14 protein-coding genes are annotated in these 16,428 nt (G+C 67.7%); 5 read left to right on the top strand and 9 right to left on the bottom strand.

All coding sequences use genetic code 11. The features are described 5' to 3' along the window. Positions 1-5: 5 nt before the first annotated feature. From IPF36_RS05145 to hppD, 5 genes are all read right to left on the bottom strand, one after another. Positions 6-998, bottom strand: a complete 993-nt coding sequence (locus IPF36_RS05145; RefSeq protein WP_135703859.1) for a xanthine dehydrogenase family protein subunit M — start codon at positions 996-998, stop codon at positions 6-8. Positions 999-1,007: 9 nt separating this feature from the next. Further along, positions 1,008-1,580, bottom strand: coding sequence for a (2Fe-2S)-binding protein (locus tag IPF36_RS05140; protein WP_135703860.1), 573 nt, complete (start codon positions 1,578-1,580; stop codon positions 1,008-1,010). A 253-nt stretch (positions 1,581-1,833) separates the two neighbouring features. Beyond that, the gene (locus tag IPF36_RS05135; protein WP_195427456.1) at positions 1,834-3,030 is read right to left on the bottom strand and encodes an amino acid aminotransferase; all 1,197 of its coding nucleotides are present in this window, start codon (positions 3,028-3,030) and stop codon (positions 1,834-1,836) included. Between the two features lie 118 nt (positions 3,031-3,148). Beyond that, positions 3,149-4,543, bottom strand: coding sequence for an amino acid permease (locus tag IPF36_RS05130; protein ID WP_133093323.1), 1,395 nt, complete (start codon positions 4,541-4,543; stop codon positions 3,149-3,151). Between the two features lie 183 nt (positions 4,544-4,726). Next, positions 4,727-5,806, bottom strand: a complete 1,080-nt coding sequence (gene hppD / locus IPF36_RS05125; protein WP_133093322.1) for a 4-hydroxyphenylpyruvate dioxygenase — start codon at positions 5,804-5,806, stop codon at positions 4,727-4,729. Positions 5,807-6,202: 396 nt separating this feature from the next. On the opposite strand from hppD, the gene IPF36_RS05120 reads away from it, so the two are divergent. Continuing rightward, positions 6,203-6,676 (top strand): Lrp/AsnC family transcriptional regulator, encoded by a 474-nt coding sequence (locus IPF36_RS05120; protein ID WP_063240375.1) that lies wholly within the window; start codon positions 6,203-6,205, stop codon positions 6,674-6,676. A 17-nt stretch (positions 6,677-6,693) separates the two neighbouring features. On the opposite strand, the gene IPF36_RS05115 is transcribed toward IPF36_RS05120, so the two are convergent. Next, positions 6,694-8,610 carry a PAS domain-containing sensor histidine kinase gene (locus IPF36_RS05115; RefSeq protein WP_240745775.1) on the bottom strand — a complete coding sequence of 639 codons (1,917 nt, stop codon included), beginning with the start codon at positions 8,608-8,610 and terminating at the stop codon, positions 6,694-6,696. A 574-nt stretch (positions 8,611-9,184) separates the two neighbouring features. Here IPF36_RS05115 and IPF36_RS05110 point away from each other — a divergent pair. The 3 genes from IPF36_RS05110 to IPF36_RS05100 all read left to right on the top strand — a co-directional run bounded on the left by IPF36_RS05110 (position 9,185) and on the right by IPF36_RS05100 (position 11,279). Next, positions 9,185-9,808, top strand: coding sequence for a response regulator transcription factor (locus IPF36_RS05110; protein ID WP_133093342.1), 624 nt, complete (start codon positions 9,185-9,187; stop codon positions 9,806-9,808). 42 nt (positions 9,809-9,850) lie between these two features. Beyond that, complete coding sequence (locus tag IPF36_RS05105; RefSeq protein WP_135703862.1) at positions 9,851-10,534, top strand: Hpt domain-containing protein; 684 nt, start codon at positions 9,851-9,853, stop codon at positions 10,532-10,534. Between the two features lie 214 nt (positions 10,535-10,748). After that, positions 10,749-11,279, top strand: a complete 531-nt coding sequence (locus IPF36_RS05100; protein ID WP_135703863.1) for a hypothetical protein — start codon at positions 10,749-10,751, stop codon at positions 11,277-11,279. Between the two features lie 142 nt (positions 11,280-11,421). Here the strand turns inward: IPF36_RS05100 and IPF36_RS05095 are convergent, their stop codons facing one another. Together IPF36_RS05095 and IPF36_RS05090 are read right to left on the bottom strand one after the other, a co-directional pair. Continuing rightward, positions 11,422-12,324, bottom strand: a complete 903-nt coding sequence (locus IPF36_RS05095; protein ID WP_135703864.1) for a patatin-like phospholipase family protein — start codon at positions 12,322-12,324, stop codon at positions 11,422-11,424. Between the two features lie 280 nt (positions 12,325-12,604). Further along, entirely contained in the window at positions 12,605-13,348 is a 744-nt protein-coding gene (locus IPF36_RS05090; RefSeq protein ID WP_135703865.1) for a YceH family protein, read from the bottom strand. A gap of 212 nt (positions 13,349-13,560) precedes the next feature. Between IPF36_RS05090 and IPF36_RS05085 the strand changes: the two genes are divergently transcribed. Next, a complete protein-coding gene (locus IPF36_RS05085) occupies positions 13,561-15,318 on the top strand; it encodes an FAD-dependent oxidoreductase (RefSeq protein WP_195427455.1) in 1,758 nt (585 codons plus the stop codon). A gap of 8 nt (positions 15,319-15,326) precedes the next feature. Here IPF36_RS05085 and ada read toward each other — a convergent pair whose 3' ends face one another. Then, on the bottom strand, positions 15,327-16,421 hold the full coding sequence (gene ada, locus IPF36_RS05080) for a bifunctional DNA-binding transcriptional regulator/O6-methylguanine-DNA methyltransferase Ada (protein ID WP_240745776.1): 1,095 nt from the start codon (positions 16,419-16,421) through the stop codon (positions 15,327-15,329). Positions 16,422-16,428 lie beyond the last annotated feature (7 nt).

The following is a 16,428-nucleotide window of genomic DNA, read 5'->3' as shown; positions in this document are numbered from 1 at the left end:
CTCCTTCAGGCGCCTTGCGGGCGGGCTGCCACCTGCAGCGCGCGCACCACGGCGCGTTGCGCCAGCCCGACCTTGAAGGCGTTGTGCTCATACGACCGGGCGCCGTCGAGCAACAGGCGGGCGGCTTCTGCCGCGCTGTGCGCGCTCAGCGGCCGGCCGGTCAGCGCCTGCTCGGCTCCGGGCACGCGCCAGGGCTTGTGTGCCACGCCGCCCAGCGCAATCCGCGCGCTGCGCACGGTATGGCCGGAAAATTCCAGCGCCGCGGCCACCGAGACCAGCGCGAAGGCGAAACTGGACCGGTCGCGCACCTTCAGGTAGTGCGCATGCGCGGCGTAGGGCGAGGGCGGCAGTTCCAGCGCCACGACCAGTTCGCCGGGCGCCAGCGTCGTGTCGATCTCGGGCTTGTCTTCCGGCAAGCGATGGAAGTCGGCGATCCTGATGCGGCGCTCGCCGCCGGGCGCGCGCACGACAATGACGGCCTCCAGCGCGGCCAGCGCCACGCACATGTCGGACGGATGCACGGCGATGCAATGCTCGCTCGCGCCAAGGATCGCGTGCATGCGGTTGATGCCGTCGAGCGCACCGCAGCCCGAGCCTGGCTTGCGCTTGTTGCAGGCCGGGAATCCCGTGTCGTAGAAATAGTGGCAGCGCGTGCGTTGCAGCAGGTTGCCGCCGACGGTGGCCATATTGCGCAGCTGCCCGGACGCGCCGGACAAGAGCGCCTGCGCCAGCAGCGGGTACTGCTCGCGCACCAACCGCAGGTTGGCCGCGTCGGTGTTGGTAAGCGTCGCGCCGATGCGCAGGCCGCCGTCTGGCAGCGCCTCGACCCGCGCCAGCGGCAGGCGGCTCACGTCGACCAGCTGTCGCGGCGTTTCGACACCAGCCTTGACCAGGTCGATCAGATTGGTGCCGCCGCCGATATAGCGCGCGCCCGGCTGGCTGCCCAGCCGCAGCGCTTCGTCAATGGTGTCGGGCCGCGCGTAGGAGAATGGCTGCATGCCGCGGCCTCAGTGCGCGCCTGGCTTGCCGCCGGCCTCGCGGATCGCGGCGACTATCTTGGGATAGGCGCCGCAGCGGCACAGGTTGCCGCTCATGCGCTCGCGGATCTCGTCGTCGCCAAGCGGCAGCGTGGGCGCTGCCAGCGGCCGCACCGCGCTGGCCTCGCCGGCGCGCGCCTCGGCCAGCATGCCGACGGCCGAGCAGATCTGCCCCGGCGTGCAGAAGCCGCACTGCAGTGCGTCATGCGCGACAAAGGCTGCCTGCACCGGGTGCAGCGCGTTGCCGCCGGACAGGCCTTCGATGGTGGTAAGGTCGCGGCCCTCCTGCATCACCGCCAGCGTCAGGCAGGCCTGGATGCGGCGCCCGTCGCTGAGCACCGTGCAGGCGCCGCACTGGCCGCGGTCGCAGCCTTTCTTGGTGCCGGTCAGGTGCATCACTTCGCGCAGCGTGTCGAGCAATGTGGCGCGTGGCTCGAGTTGCAGGGTGTGGGACTGGCCGTTGATCCTGAGCGTGACGGGTCGCGCGGCACTGCCTGCGGGCGCGGTGGCATCGCGCCGGGAGGGCTCCTTGTGTTCGGACATCGTGCTGGCCTCTTGTGGACTGGGCGGCACCACGGGGATGGCGTCGCGCCTGATAGTGCAGCAAGAAGGACAGCAAATTCGGTGCCCGTCGGCGGGGCAGGCTTGTACCAGCAGTGGCAGGGAAGCGGGGCCGCCGCGTGCGTCATAACTCCACGTGGGCTTGTAGAAATTACGCTCGCGCCAGCCGGCCAGCAAAAAGAAAAGCGGCGCACAATGGCGCCGCCCCTGGCATTGTTTGCGAAACCGGAAAGGCTTAGCCCTTCAGCACGCTGCCGATGGCCTTCGCCACGATGCCCACGTTGCGCTCGTTCAGGCCGGCCACGCACATGCGGCCGGAGCGCAGCAGGTAGACACCGTGCTGCTCGCGCAGGCGCTCGGCCTGGTCGGTGCTCAGGCCGGTGTAGGTGAACATGCCGCGCTGCGTCAGGTAGCGCGACAGCGCCTCGCCGCTGACATGGTCGCGCAGGTTGTGGTGGATCGCTTCACGCATGCGCGCGATGCGGCCGCACATCTGGGCCAGTTCTTCTTCCCACAGCTGGCGCAGCTCGGGCGTGGTGAGCACCTTGGCCACCACGCGCGCGCCGTGCGTCGGCGGGTTGCTGTAATTGGCACGCACCGCGCCGGTCAGCTGGCCGAGCACGTTGGCGGCTTCGCCGGCGGTGTTGCAGAACACGCTCAGGCCGCCGCAGCGCTCGCCATACAGCGAAAAGTTCTTCGAGAACGAATTGGCCACCAGGCACGGCACGTCCTGCGCCACCAGTTCGCGGATCGCAAAGGCGTCGTCCTCCAGGCCGGCGCCGAAGCCTTGGTAGGCCATGTCGACGAAGGGCAGCAGGTTGTTGGCCTTGACCAGCGCGATCAGCTGGCGCCACTGGTCCTGGTTCAGGTCCACGCCGGTCGGGTTGTGGCAGCAGGCGTGCAGCAGCACGATGCTCTGCGCGGGGATGGCGCGCAGCGCTTCCATCATCGCGTCGAACTTCAGGCCGCCGGTGGCGTCGTCGTAGTACGGGTAGGTGTTGACCGTGAACCCCGCGCGCTCGAACACCACGCGATGGTTTTCCCAGCTCGGGTCGCTGATCCAGACCTGCGACTGCGGGTAGTAGCGCTTGAGGAAGTCCGCGCCCACGCGCAGCGCGCCGGAGCCGCCCAGCGTCTGCAGCGTGGCGATGCGGCCGGCGGCGCGCGCCGGCGAGTCTTCGCCGAACACCAGCGCCTGCACCGCGCTGCGGTAGCCCGCCAGGCCCGACATCGGCAGGTAGGGGCGCGGGCCCATGTCGGCCAGCAGCGCGGCCTCGGCCTTGGCAACCGCCTGCATCACCGGCAGGCGGCCGTCATCGTCAAAGTAGATGCCGATGCTCAGGTTGACCTTGTCGGTGCGGGGATCTTTCTGGAAGTCCTCGTTGAGCGAGAGGATCGGGTCGCCAGGGAAGGCTTCGATGTGTGCGAACATGGGATGCGATGGAATCAGGTCGGAGAGGGCTGCTGCGTGGCGCAGGCAGGCGCCGGGCACCGCGCAGCAAGGATTCTAACCGGCGGCGCCCGCGGTTTGCAGGCGCCGCACTGGCCGTTCAGCGCAACTGCTGGGCGGCGACGCCGTCCTGCAGCAAGGCGGCTGCTTTCTTCTGGCGCACCAGGTAGCTGACGCCGAGCACCACCAGCCACACCGGGATCAGGTAGACGGAAAGGCGCAGGCCTTCGGTCAGGTACATCACCACCAGGATGCCGCCCAGGAACACCAGGCACAGGTAGTTGGTCAGCGGGTAGCCCCAGCTCTGGAACTTCGTGGCCTGGCCGGCGCGGCGCTTGTCGGCCCGGAACTTCAGGTGGATCAGGCTGATCATGGCCCAGTTGATGATCAGGGCCGACACCACCAGGCCCATCAGCAGCTCAAAGGCCTTGCCCGGCATGAAGTAGTTGATCACCACGCACACCGCGGTGGCCAGCGCCGAGAAGGCCAGCGCCGTCAGCGGGATGCCGCGCTTGTTGACCTTCAGCAGCGCCTTGGGCGCATTGCCCTGCTGGGCCAGGCCGTACAGCATGCGGCTGTTGCAGTACACGCCGCTGTTGTAGACCGACAGCGCCGCGGTCAGCACCACCACGTTCAGCACGTTGGCAACCCAGTTGCTGTTCAGCGCATGGAAGATCAGCACGAACGGGCTGCCCCCGGTGACTACGTTCTCCCACGGGTACAGCGACAGCAGCACTGCCAGCGCGCCCACATAGAAGATCAGGATGCGGTAGATCACCTGGTTGGTGGCCTTGGGAATGGTCTTCTCGGGCGAATCCGCTTCCGCTGCGGTAATGCCCACCAGCTCGAGCCCGCCGAACGAGAACATGATCACCGCCATGGCCATCACCAGGCCGCCCATGCCGTTGGGGAAGAAGCCGCCGTGCTGCCACAGGTTGGCCACGCTGGCCTGCGGGCCGGCATTGCCCGACATCAGCAGGTAGCCGCCGAAGCCGATCATGCCGATGATGGCCGCGACCTTGATGATCGAGAACCAGAATTCCATCTCGCCGAAGGACTTCACGCTCGACAGGTTGATCGCGTTGATCACCAGGAAGAACACCAGCGCCGAGACCCAGGTCGGGATTTCCGGCCACCAGTACTGCACGTAGATGCCGACGGCGGACAGTTCGGCCATGCTCACCAGGATGTACAGCACCCAGTAGTTCCAGCCGGAGAGAAAGCCGGCGAAGTGGCCGCAGTACTTGTCGGCGAAGTAGCTGAAGGAGCCGGCGACCGGCTCGTCCACCACCATCTCGCCGAGCTGGCGCATGATGAAGAACGCCACGATGCCGGCGATCGCGTAGCCCAGCAGGACCGAGGGTCCCGCCATCTTGATGGTCTGGGCGATGCCCAGGAAAAGGCCGGTGCCGATGGCGCCGCCCAGCGCGATCAGCTGGATATGCCGGTTCTTCAGGCCACGCTTGAGCGTGCCGTCATTGCTGCTTGCATGCATTCAGTTGTTTCCTCTACCCATTCTCATGGAATGCGGGCCCGCGCCTCTGGCTGTTTGGAGTCGGACGCTTGGGCCGGGGGGACGCAACCACCCGCGCGGCAGGGTGACTGCCGCGTGAGTGGTTCGCTTACCGGAACCGGCTGGTGCCTGGCACAGGCGGCCGGTCAGTGAAGGCCGATCCGGTCAGGCCTCGACCTTGAGCGTGCCGCGCTCGATCTGGTCGCGTTCCAGCGACTCGAACAGCGCCTTGAAGTTGCCTTCGCCGAAGCCTTCGTCGCCGCGGCGCTGGATGAACTCGAAGAACACCGGACCCAGCGCGGTCTTGGAGAAGATCTGCAGCAGCAGGCGGGGCTTGCCGCCTTCCGTGGTGCCGTCCAGCAGGATGCCGCGCGACTTCAGTTGCTCGACGGGCTGGCCGTGGCCGGGCAGGCGCGTGTCCAGCGCTTCGTAGTAGTAGTCGTTCGGCGCGGTCATCAGCGGCACGCCCGCGAGCTGCAGATTGTCGATGACCTCGATCAGGTTGTCGGTCAGGAAGGCGATGTGCTGGATGCCCTCGCCGTTGAAGGCCATCAGGAACTCTTCGATCTGGCCGGCGCCCTTGGACGATTCCTCGTTCAGCGGAATGCGGATTTTACCATCCGGCGCGGTCATGGCCTTGGAGGTCAGGCCGGTGTACTCGCCCTGGATGTCGAAGTAGCGGATTTCACGGAAGTTGAACAGCTTTTCATAGAAGTTGGCCCAATAAGCCATGCGGCCACGGTAGACGTTGTGCGTCAGGTGGTCGATCAGCTTGAGGCCGTGGCCGACCGGGTGGCGGTCGACACCCTCGATGAACTCGAAGTCGATGTCATAGATCGACTTGCCTTCCTCGAAGCGGTCGATCAGGTAGAGCGGCGCGCCGCCGATGCCCTTGATCGCGGGCAGGCGCAGTTCCATCGGGCCGGTCGGGATCTCCACCGGTTGCGCGCCCAGTTCCAGTGCGCGGGCATAGGCCTTGTGCGAATCCTTGACGCGGAAGGCCATGCCGCAGGCGCTCGGGCCGTGCTCGGCGGCAAAGTAGGCGGCGTGGCTGTGCGGCTCGCGGTTGACGATGAAGTTCACCTCGCCCTGGCGGTACAGCACCACGTCCTTGGAGCGGTGCTTTGCCACCAGCGTGAAGCCCATCTGCTCGAACAGCGGCTCGAGCACATTCGGGGTGGGCGAGGCGAATTCCACGAATTCGAAGCCCATCAGTTGCATCGGGTTGTCAAACAGGTCGGCCATGGCTTTCTCACTAAGGGAAGTTAATGATTGGATCGGTGCGGCGCCCGCAGAGTGCCGTCGGGCAGGACGGGCGCGCGCCGAAGATCGGGATTCCGGTTCAGCGCTCCGCGCCGTTGGCGCTGGCGCCCGGCGTGCCAGGCTGGGAAGGCAGGTTCATGGTCATGGGGGCGTTCAGAACCGGTCAGTCGGGAAATATTATTGCAGTGGCGACGCTGCCAGGATCGGGTGGCGCCGCCGCCAGTCATGCCGGCGTACCTGGTCTTGGCGCTGGCTTTATGTCGCTGGCTTGGGATGCAGTGTATATTCTGCCCAGCAAAATTGGATTTCGTTAGCCACGCAGGGAAACCCTAGCTTATGAAATCAAATTGCTTGAATCTCTGAAGTGAGGAAATCAAAGTGCAAACGATCGAGCTGGACCGTACCGATCGCCGACTGCTGGCGGTCTTGCAGGAGCGCGCGCGCGCCTCGAACCTGGAGCTGGCCGAGGCAATTGCGCTGTCTCCGGCACAAACGCTGCGGCGCCACCGCCGCCTGGAAGAGGCCGGGCTGGTCAAGCGCTACGAAGCGCGGCTGGATGCCGCTGCCCTCGGCCTGGGTGTCGTTGCCTTTATCCACGTGACGATGGAGCGCGGGCATATCCGCGAGCTGTCCAACTTCAAGCGGCTGGTGGCGGAACTGGCGCAGATCCAGGAGTGCTTTTCCGTGACCGGCGATATCGACTACGTGCTGAAGGTGGTCGCGAAGGACCTGAAGGCGTTGTCTGACTTCCTGCTCGATACGCTGATGCGCATCCCGGGCGTCAGCGCGGTCAAGTCCAGCGTCTGCCTGGACGAGATCAAGTGCACCAGCGCCGTGCCGGTGGAAGCCTGAAACCGGATGGGTTCCCGTTACTCCGGGACCGTGTCGATCCGGTCGCACGCCACGTTCATTGCGCGGCAAACGGCACACCAGGCCGCACAGGAGCCGGGCTTGCCGGCGTTCGGCGCATCTTCGGCGGGCGGCTCGGATCGCACCGCATGCACCGTCATCGACGGCCGCGGCGGCGGAAGGCGGCCGCTGCAGGCGCGTGCCACCGCTTCGTCCAGATCCTGCAGGCCCACCGGCTTGACGATCACCGCATTCATGCCGGCAGCCAGCGCGGCGGCGTGGTCTTCCGCCACGGCACTGGCGGTGCAGCCGACGATGGGCACGTCGCGGACCGCGTCATCACGGCCCCGCACCGCACGCGCGAACGCCAGGCCGTCCATCACCGGCATCGCGCAGTCGCAGACCACGACGTCGAACACTGCGCCATCGAGCCTGGCCAGCCCGTCACGGCCGTCCTTCGCGGTAGCCACATGGTGGCCCAGGTACTCCAGCTGGCGCTGCAGCAGCAGACGGTTGGGCGCGTGGTCGTCGATCACCAGGATGCGGGCATGGCAGCGCGCGCAGCCCGGCATTGGCACCGGCTGCGCCGGCTCGGCAGCGACGGCGTCGGCCAGCGCCAGCGGCAACGACACCGTCACGCGCGTGCCCTGGCCCGGCTGGCTGGCCAGCGCAATCTGTCCGCCCATCGCGCTCGCCAGGCGCCGGCAGATCGCCAGGCCGAGCCCGGTGCCGCCTGCGTGCGCGCGCGACTGGTCGTGTACCTGCGCGAACGGCTCGAACAGCCGCGCTTGCGCCGCCGGTGGTATGCCGATGCCCGTATCGGTAACAGTCAGCGTCACGCCTTGCTTGCCGTCCTCGGCCGGCTCGGCTTCGAGCTGGATATGGATCGTCCCGCGGTCGGTAAAGCGCACGGCGTTGGACACCAGGTTGCCCAGGATTTGCCGGAAGCGCAGGCCGTCGACCTGGTGCAGCGGCGCGACGCCGGCGCCGGTTTCGCCGGTCAGCGTCAATCCCTTCTGCTCGGCCACGGGACCGAATATCAGCAGGGTGTCGTTGACCAGCGCCGGCAGCGATGCCGGCGCCGGGTGGACGCTGAACTTGCCGGCCTCCATCTTTGACAAGTCCAGGATGTCGTCGATCAGCGCCAGCAGGCCGAGCGCCGACTGATGCGCGGTCACCAGCTGCAGGCGGTCGCGGTCAGGCAGCTGGCATTGCGCCAGTGTCAGCTCCAGCATGCCGGTGATCGCGTTCATCGGCGTGCGGATCTCATGGCTGACCGAAGCCAGGAAGGTGGATTTGGCGCGGTTGGCGGCTTCCGCCTCGGCCTTGGCGAGTGCCAGTTCGGCCAGCATGTCGTGGCGTTCGGTCAGGTCGACGCAGCCGCCCGCGAGGCCCTTGACCTTGCCGTCGGCGCCGCGCAGCGGCGTAATCCAGTTGAGCACATGATGGCTGCGCCCGTCGAGTTGCAGGCAACGGTCCTTTCGCAGCGGCGCGCCATCGTCGAGGACCTTGCGGTAGTCGCGCGCCAGCTCGGCCATGTCGGTGACGATGGGATGCGCATGGCCCGGCGCATCGAGCGGCTGGCCGCGCAGCAGCTCGCGCGTGACGCCGACGAGTTCCTCGTAGCTGCGGTTGCAGGTGATGAGCCGCAGCGAGGCATCGCGCAGGTAGACCGGCTGCGGAATGCCGTCAAGCAGCGCCGACTGGATCGCTATATGGTCGTTCAGCGCGCTCTCGGCCGCGCGGCGCCGGCGAACCTCGCGATGGAGCACGGCGATCCATGCCAGCAAGCATGCACTGAGGCCGCAGAACAGCATCGCGGCCCAGCCGTACAGGCGTTCATGGGCAGGCGACGCGGCGCGCAGCGGCGCCATGGTCTGGCCCACGGCGCCGGTCGAGAAAGCGAACAGGACCATCGCGGCCCAACGATGCAACACGGCAATGGCGTGGCGGGGTGGCGATGGGGCGCGGCATGCCGTGCTGGGGGATTTCGAACGGACCGGCAAGCAGGAAAGGAGGGAAAGGCAGGACAGGCGGGGCAAGGCGAACCAGGAAAATGCGGCTGGTATTCACTCTATGAGCCAAGCTGCACCACCTCATTCAGACAATGCCGAAAATGCCTGTGGAAATTTCCGATTCGAGTGCCGACAGTGCCTAACGCGCTGCCAAGGGCGGGCCTGCAGCGGGGATTTAGTGTGCGCCCACGCCGAAGTTATGCATGTCCGGCGACGCTCTCTGCACATTGCGAGTGTGATTGCGGCGCTATGATTCGCCCTGCCAACCGCAATGCCTGCGCGCTCCATCCATGCGGCATCGCTCGCGACCGAAACACGGGCCGGCATAGGACAATCAGCACAACCCGCTTGCCCGCTCACGAAGATAGGAAGATTCCTTTCACGCCTCGGAATCTTCAGGTGTATTCGTGGGCAAATGCTGCGCACAATTCTGCAACGCCTGACTTCTTCGCGCCCTTCGCGAAGGCACAGAAAAGTTTGCAATGGAGTAAATGCAGTGGCCACTATCCTGATCGTCGACGATCATCCGCCCGTGCGAGTCGTCCTCAAGACCCACTTGTCCCAGGTGCTGGGCGTCACGCATGTACTGGAAGCAGACAATGGCCAGGCCGCCGTGGAAATCGTGCGGCAGTGTGCGCCCGACGTGGTGATCCTCGACCTGGACATACCGAAGATCAACGGCCTTGACGTGATTCCCCGCCTCAAGGCCGTGCATCCGGGCGTGCGCATCCTGGTGATCTCGGGCCAGGACCAGAATACCTTTGCCCCGCGCGCGCGCCAGGCGGGCGCGCATGGCTTCGTGAGCAAGACCCAGGAGATTTCGGAAATCGTGCGCTGCGCCGAATCGGTGCTGGCGGGCTACACGGTAATGCCCGAACTCGAGGGCGGAAAATCCGAGTTCGGCGATGAGGCATTGCGCCTGGCCAGCCTGTCGGACAAGGAGCTGATTATCATGCAAATGCTGGCGAAAGGGATGAGCAACAAGGAGATTGGGGAAGTCCTGTTTATTTCCAATAAGACTGTCAGCACCCACAAGACGCGGATTATGGAAAAGCTGGGGGCGCGCTCGATCGTGGATGTCATCGATTTTGCGCGGCGCCACCATATTGCGATCGGCTAGCATGGCGGGCTTGGTTTCATTCGCATTGCCCAGGGAGTTGCCATGAACTGCGCGCTGCTGATTGCCGCCCTGCACGACGGACAGTGGGCCGCCAGCGTGGCGTCGCTGCTGCAGCGGCTGGGGTTTGCACCGCACCTCGCCGCGCCGGGTTCGGCACTTGCGCAGGCATCGGCCGGCAAGGCCGGGCTGGTCATCGCGGGGCCGGGCGCGCCCGTGCCGCCCACGCTGCTGGAAGGCTGGCATGCCGCCGGCGCGCTGTGCGCGGTCGCGGTACCGCCCGGGAAACCGGCGGACCATGGTGCCTTCGTGGCCCGATTGCCGGTGCCTACAACCGAAGCGGCGATTCTTGCCATGCTGGCCGAGCGCCATTACATTGCGCTCCCTGCGCACGAGGCGGCTGCGATCCCGGCTGCGATTGCCGCGCAGACCCTCGGCGACAAGGGGTTCGCAGCCGAATTGCTGCAGGCGCTGGTGACGTCGGCGCAGGACGACCTGGCACAATTGCGCGCCGCCGGCACCGAACTGGAAACGTGCGGCAGCATCGCACATCGGATGAAATCGTCTGCGCACTATGTCGGTTGCGACTCGCTGCGCGGGCTGGCGCAACGCATGGAAGACGCCGCCCGCGGTGGCGATGCCGGCACGGTGATGGCACTCCGCGCGGTTTTCGAACCGACCTGCGCGCGCCTGGTTGAGTTGCTGGCGGCTCTGGCGGCCAGGACATAAGGCCAGGCCAGTTGATGTGATTATCAGGCACGGTGATTTACCGGATTGGCGCAGGCGCGCCGCTTGATTATGCTGGATTGACGCTGGCGGGTTATTCTGGATATCCGGTAATGAATGCCGCCGATTCATTCCGGGTGGGTATGGAAGGATTTTGGCGCGGCAATTCCAGCCAGATTTTCCCTGGCTGGTCGCCGGCATTTTCCGGGGACGGGTCATGAACCATGCGTTGGCGGCATTGCCGGAATCGGCCTTCTATTTCCACCTGGCTGCGGTGGCCCTGCTGCTGCTGTCGTTCTTTTCCGGCCGCGCCATCTTGCAGGTGCTGGCCACACGCGAGGGGCGCCGCGAACGGGCGCAGCGCCTGGCCCGCGTTGCCATTGGCCGGCTGGCCGCGCTCGGCGCCATCTGGACGGCGATTGTCTATGGGCACGGCGCATGGGAGCGCGCCGGTGCCCACAACTGCCGGCACCTGCCGGCGGTGGATGCGGCTGTGCGCTACGCCGCGGAATATTGTTACCTGCGCCATGACCGGTTGCTGTTGCGCGTGTATGGCGAAGGGCGGGGCGATGGGCGTAGGGACGGGCGCGAGCACTTGCTGGCGCACCGCACCATCACCAGCGTCGGTCCGATCCACGTGAGCTGGGATGGCCAGGCGCTGGTTTACGCGTCCCCGGCCGCGGGAACGCAAGGACGGCTGGCGCTGCCACCCACTTGGCGCGACCGGTTGCTGGCGCGGCTGCCCTGAAGCCCTCGCATAGCCTTGCTCGATCAGCAAGGCTGCGGCGGCTTCGATCAGGGCCCCTGGCGGGTACTCGCGCTGCGCTCGGTCTGGGACGGCATGCCGGCCATTGTAGCAACGTGCCGGAGCCTGCCCCCAGGGGGCGCCGTCAGTGCGGAGCGGCCGCCGGGATATCGGTGCTGCAGCTGGGCGACGCGTCGTCGTGCGAATGCACGTGCAGCGCGCCCGGGACATGTCGGCTCTCCAGGCCCTTGGCCTGCAGCCACCGGGCGGTGGTGGCGGCGGCGCGGTCGATCAGTTCGCCGCAGCGCGTGTAGTCGTAGGGCGAGATATCGAGCGGGCACAGCGGGGGCACCACGCTGATATGCGCCCGGTCGGCAAAGTGCTGCAGGTCGTTCACCAGTTGGCGCGCCACCAGCAGCGACAGCGCATTGAAGGCATGTTCCAGCGCGCCGCGCGGCGCCCGGCGCTCGGCGCAGGTGAAGCCCGCGGGCAGCACGATCACTCGGGTGGCGCCGAGGGCGACCGCGGTGGATACGGGGGTATTGTTGGCCACGCCGCCGTCGATCAGCGTGCGGCCTTCGAACTGCACCGGCGGGAACACGCCGGGAATGGCGGCACTGGCCAGCACCGCATCCACGATGTTGCCGCGCGAGAGCAGCACCTCATCGCCGCTGTTCATGTCGGTCGCGACCACGTGGAGGGGCAGCTCGGCCGCTTCCAGCCGGCGCGGCCCGAAATGCCGCGCCAGCAGCGCACGCAGGCCCGCCGACTCGACCAGGTGTCCGCGGCTGCGCCCGACCATGCCGAGCACGCTGCGCCAGCCCCACGGCATGATGTCGGCGCGGCGGATGCCGCGCCACAACTGGTCCAGCTGGCCGGCGCCGGCAACGCCTGGGTTGCAGGCGAAATAGGCCCCGTTGATCGCGCCTGCCGAGGCGCCAATGACGATGTCGGGCGTCACGCCCCATGCCACCAGCTCGCGCAGCATGCCGACCTGGATTGCGCCGAGGCTGCCGCCGCCGGCAAATACGAAGGCTGTCTTGTCCATGGCTGTCGTGATGGCGCGGTGCGTCCGCGCTGTCTCCCCTTGCATGTCGGCTCGCGTGTCGCGACCCTGGCAAAAGCATAACCGACACCGGACCGGCTCGGCATGATGGTGTCCCCGAAGCGCCGGTCCGTCACGTCGGCGTTCTGTGCCTGAATAATGCAATTAACCGCCAGGCGCAAATTTTCCACAACTTCAGGCACGGCTGGCCTCAGGAGGATCCTCGCTGGCAGTACCCGGGGCCCCGGCAGAGCATGCCGGGACGCGGAAAGTTCTGGGTGCGCTATTCCAGGAATTCGTCGGGAGCAATCCCGAGCTGGCCGGCCATATGGTCGACGAGGGCCTGCAAGCGCGCGACCTTCTCCGAGAGCGCTTGGTGTTCCGCGCGCAGTTGGGCAAGTTCGCCGGTAGTCCCGGCGCCCGCGTCGGCACTACCTTGGCCGCCGCCGTAAGCCGCCTCCTGCGCGGCTTCCAGCCCCGCATCGCCGCCCAGCAGGTGCATCCAGCGGTGCTCGCGCGCGCCGGGCGCACGCGCCAGCCGGACCACGAAGGGCGGCTCGCGCTCGGCCAGTTCATCCAGGAACCCCTCCACCGCCGAAATATCGGCAAACGCGTGCAGGCGCGCCGTGTTCAGGCGCAATTCCGCCGCGGTCTGCGGCCCGCGCAGCAACAGCATTGCCAGCAGCGCGACTGACTGGCTCGGCACGGCCAGCGCGCGCTGCATATTGTGCTCGAAGCGCGGCACGCGGCTGCTGCTGCCCTCGAAGACCAGGCTCAGGTGCTTGAGCCCGTCGATGGCGTCGAGGATCTCGGGCTCGCTCACGTTCATGACGGGCGCGCGGGCGGTCTTCTGGTTGCAGCCGGAGGCGAGGGCATTGAGCGACAGCGGATAGGTGTCGGGGACGGTGTGCTGTTTTTCCACCAGCACGCCGAGCACGCGGCCTTCCACGGCTGACAGGGGCCGCGGCGCGGGGCGGGCGGGGCGTTCGCCAGGCTGGCTGGCGTCGGAGACGGAATCGGGTTGCATCAAGACTCTGGGTTGGACTCGGGCGGCGCCTGCCGGCCTGGCGGCGCGCTCCCATTCAAGCGCAAGGCAGCGCCAGGCGCAACTATGCCATGCCGGCGCTGCCGCGCCGCGGTTTGCGCCTGGTTCGTCCCTCGCATTCTGCGGCGTGCCGTCTACTATCGATAGGCCGCGCTGCCACCGGCTGCGCGCGTACCGACTACTGGGGGGCCAACATGGCGATTTCACAGGCGGAAGCGATGGCAACAGGTGCCACCGATGGCGAGGCTGGCGGAGCGGGCGCAACGTCCGACGGCGCCGGCCTGGAAGCGCCGTACTCCACTCTGGAGTCGCGCTGGCACCAGATGTTCCCGCAGCTTGGCGCCGAAGACATGGCACGGGTGAAGCGCTTCGGCACGCCGCAGCGCTGGCGCGCCGGCGAGAAGCTGTTCTCGATCGGCCAGACCGGGCGTGGCATGTACCTCGTCACCAGCGGCTGCGTGCGCATCGTGCGCCGCGACGGGCTGGGACGCGAGCACACGATCACTGAACAGGGACCTGGCCACTTCCTGGCCGAGGTCGGCACGCTCAGCGGCCGGCCGGCCCTGGTCGACGGCGTCGCCTTGAGCGACACCGACGGCTACGCAATCACGCCCGAGCGCCTGCGCGCGCTGCTGGTGGCCGAGGCCGAGCTGGGCGAGCGCATCATGCGCGCGCTGATCCTGCGCCGCGTCGGCCTGATCGAGTTCGGCAGCGGACCGGTCCTGGTCGGCCACGGCACCGAGCCGCTGCTGCTGGCGCTGCAGGCGTTCCTGCGGCGCAACGGCTACCCGCATACCGTGATCGACATGGACGTGGACGGCGACTGCTCGCTGCTGCTCGAGTACGCCCACGCGCCCGCGAGCGACTTCCCGCTGGTGATCTGCCCCGACGGCCGCGTGCTGCGCGCGCCGGACGAGGGCCAGCTGGCGTCATGCCTGGGGTTGTTGCCGGAGTTCGACCCGCACCATGTCTATGACGTGGTCGTGGTGGGCGCGGGGCCGGCTGGCCTGGCCACAGCGGTGTATGCGGCATCCGAAGGGCTGTCGGTCGCGGTGATCGACTGCCGCTCGCCTGGCGGCCAGGCTGGCGCCAGCGCGCGCATCGAGAACTATCTGGGCTTTCCCACCGGCATCTCCGGGCAGGCGCTGGCCGGACGCGCCTTCGTGCAGGCGCTGAAGTTCGGCGCGCATATCGCCATCCCGCTGGAAGTGAAGGCCCTGCATTGCGGCACCGACCCGATCCGGCTGGAGCTGGTCGACGGACGCATGATCCCGACCCATACGGTGGTGATCGCCACCGGCGCGCAATACCGCCGGCCCGGCATCGAGTCACTGGAGCGTTTCGAAGGGCGCGGTGTTTACTACTGGGCCTCGCCGGTGGAGGCCAAGCTGTGCCGCAACGAACCCGCGATGCTGGTCGGCGGCGGCAACTCGGCCGGGCAGGCCGCGGTCTACCTGGCGTCGAATGCCGCGCACGTGCATATGCTGGTGCGCGGCCCCGGGCTCGCAGCGACCATGTCGCGCTACCTGATCGACCGCATCGGTTCGCTGCCCAATGTCACGCTGCATACCCATGCGCATATCACCGCGCTGATGGGCAATGGCTGGTTGTCTCGGGTGCGCTACGACGCGCCGGGCGAAAGCCCCACGCCGGTGGAAATGGACGTGCGCCACCTGTTCCTGTTCATCGGCGCGGACCCTAACGCGAGCTGGCTGCGCACCTGCCATGTCGAGGTCGACGACAAGGGCTTTGTGCGCACCGGAGGCGGCGAACTTGGCTGCGCGGCGGCGGTGCCCTATCCGCTGCAGACCAGCGTGCCGGGTGTCTTCGCCATCGGCGATGTGCGCTCGGGCTCGACCAAGCGCGTCGCGGCCGCGGTGGGCGAGGGCGCCGCGGTGGTGGCGCAGATCCACGACTACCTGGCCAAGGTCCAGCTGGCGGCGGCCCGATAGCGCAAGCTTCAGCCTTTTGCTTCGCGCGCAAGCAAATCGCGCTTGCGCGCAACGCCCCAGCGGTAGCCTGACAGGCCGCCGTCGCTGCGCACGACGCGATGGCAAGGAATCGCCACCGCCAGGTGGTTGGCCGCGCAGGCCTGCGCCACCGCGCGTACCGCCCGCGGCGCGCCGATGCGGGCCGCGATCTCGGCATAGCTGGCGGTGCTGCCCGGCGGGATTTCTTGCAGCGCTTGCCAGACGCGCTGCTGGAAGGCGGTGCCGCGCACGTCCAGCGGCAGCGCCAGGCCGGTCGCTGGCGCCTCGACAAAGCCCACCACCTGCGCCACCAGTTGCTCGAACCGCGCGTCGCCGCCGATCAGGTTGGCGCGCGGAAACTGGTCCTGCAGATCCTGCAGCAGCGCCTGCGGATCGTCGCCCAGCAGGATCGCGCAGACGCCGCGCTTGCTCTGCGCGACCAGGATCGCTCCCAGCGCGGACTGGCCGATGGCGAAGCGGATATCCGTGCCGGCGCCGCCAGCGCGGTAGCGCGACGGCGTCATGCCGAGTACCGCGTCCGCGGTCTCGTAGAAGCGGCTGTTGGAGCCGAAGCCGGCGTCGTAGATGGCCTCCGTCACCGATTCGCTGCTGCCCAGTTGCGTGCGCAGCTTGCTGGCGCGGTGCGCGGCCGCGTAGGCGCGCGGGGTCAGGCCGGTCGCGGCCTTGAAGAGCCGGTGGAAATGGTAGGGGCTGACGCCGGCGGCGCGCGCCAGTTCGGGCAGCGCGGGCAAGGTATCGGCCGCTTCGATGCGGCGGCATGCGTCGGCCACCATGGCGGCGTGCTGTGCGGCCAGCGCGGGCGGCGCGGCGCGGCGGCTTGGCCGGTAGCCTGCGGCTTCGGCCGCCGAGGCGTTGTCGAAGAACTCGACATTGGCCGGATGCGGCAGCCGCGACGGGCTGCTGGGCAGGCAATAGACGCCGGTGGTCTTGACCGCGTAGACAAAGCTGCCGTCGGCGGCGGGATCGCGCGCCAGCACGCGCGCCCAGCGCGGGTCGTTCTCGATGGCGGATTTGTTGTCGGTGCTGCCGGCGTTGTGGCGCGGCCCTGGCATGGATGCAGGCATGTCGATC

This window comes from Cupriavidus sp. IK-TO18, assembly GCF_015549295.1.
In the GTDB taxonomy this organism is placed as follows: Bacteria; Pseudomonadota; Gammaproteobacteria; order Burkholderiales; family Burkholderiaceae; genus Cupriavidus; species Cupriavidus oxalaticus_A.
This window is presented reverse-complemented; position numbering and strand designations above follow the sequence as displayed.

What these genes read in the sequence shown, in the direction of transcription:
- IPF36_RS05085 (WP_195427455.1), top strand. Translation starts at nt 13,561, where the DNA reads ATGGCGATTTCACAGGCGGAAGCGATGGCAACAGGTGCCACCGATGGC.
- ada (WP_240745776.1), bottom strand. Translation starts at nt 16,421, where the DNA reads ATGCCTGCATCCATGCCAGGGCCGCGCCACAACGCCGGCAGCACCGAC.
- IPF36_RS05135 (WP_195427456.1), bottom strand. Translation starts at nt 3,030, where the DNA reads ATGTTCGCACACATCGAAGCCTTCCCTGGCGACCCGATCCTCTCGCTC.
- IPF36_RS05140 (WP_135703860.1), bottom strand. Translation starts at nt 1,580, where the DNA reads ATGTCCGAACACAAGGAGCCCTCCCGGCGCGATGCCACCGCGCCCGCA.
- IPF36_RS05100 (WP_135703863.1), top strand. Translation starts at nt 10,749, where the DNA reads ATGAACCATGCGTTGGCGGCATTGCCGGAATCGGCCTTCTATTTCCAC.
- IPF36_RS05145 (WP_135703859.1), bottom strand. Translation starts at nt 998, where the DNA reads ATGCAGCCATTCTCCTACGCGCGGCCCGACACCATTGACGAAGCGCTG.
- IPF36_RS05095 (WP_135703864.1), bottom strand. Translation starts at nt 12,324, where the DNA reads ATGGACAAGACAGCCTTCGTATTTGCCGGCGGCGGCAGCCTCGGCGCA.
- IPF36_RS05105 (WP_135703862.1), top strand. Translation starts at nt 9,851, where the DNA reads ATGAACTGCGCGCTGCTGATTGCCGCCCTGCACGACGGACAGTGGGCC.
- hppD (WP_133093322.1), bottom strand. Translation starts at nt 5,806, where the DNA reads ATGGCCGACCTGTTTGACAACCCGATGCAACTGATGGGCTTCGAATTC.
- IPF36_RS05130 (WP_133093323.1), bottom strand. Translation starts at nt 4,543, where the DNA reads ATGCATGCAAGCAGCAATGACGGCACGCTCAAGCGTGGCCTGAAGAAC.
- IPF36_RS05090 (WP_135703865.1), bottom strand. Translation starts at nt 13,348, where the DNA reads ATGCAACCCGATTCCGTCTCCGACGCCAGCCAGCCTGGCGAACGCCCC.